The organism is Rhodobium orientis, from assembly GCF_003258835.1.
GTDB lineage: Bacteria > Pseudomonadota > Alphaproteobacteria > Rhizobiales > Rhodobiaceae > Rhodobium > Rhodobium orientis.
In genome coordinates, this window is sequence record NZ_NPEV01000199.1 from 1 (window position 1) to 256 (window position 256).

1 protein-coding gene is annotated in these 256 nt (G+C 53.5%); it reads left to right on the plus strand.

Features of this window, described 5'->3' with window-relative positions:
- The coding region (locus CH339_RS25830) for an LLM class flavin-dependent oxidoreductase (protein WP_146610315.1) at positions 1-256 on the plus strand (256 nt) is incomplete at both ends.

Genomic DNA, 256 nt, shown 5'->3' on the forward strand with positions numbered 1-256 from the left:
AGGTTCCTATATCAAAAGGCTCGGATGCGCATTCAGCTCTAAAGCATTCTGCAGAGCTGGCGGAACTTGCGGATCAATGGGGGTACAAAAGGTATTGGTTTGCCGAGCATCACAGCACACGGGGGCTTGCCAGCACCGCTCCAGAAATCATGATCGCACACATTGCGGCAAAGACGGCGAATATTCGCGTCGGTTCGGGCGGCGTTCTGCTGCCCCAATACAGTCCCTTTAAAGTGGCTGAAAACTTTCGGCAGCT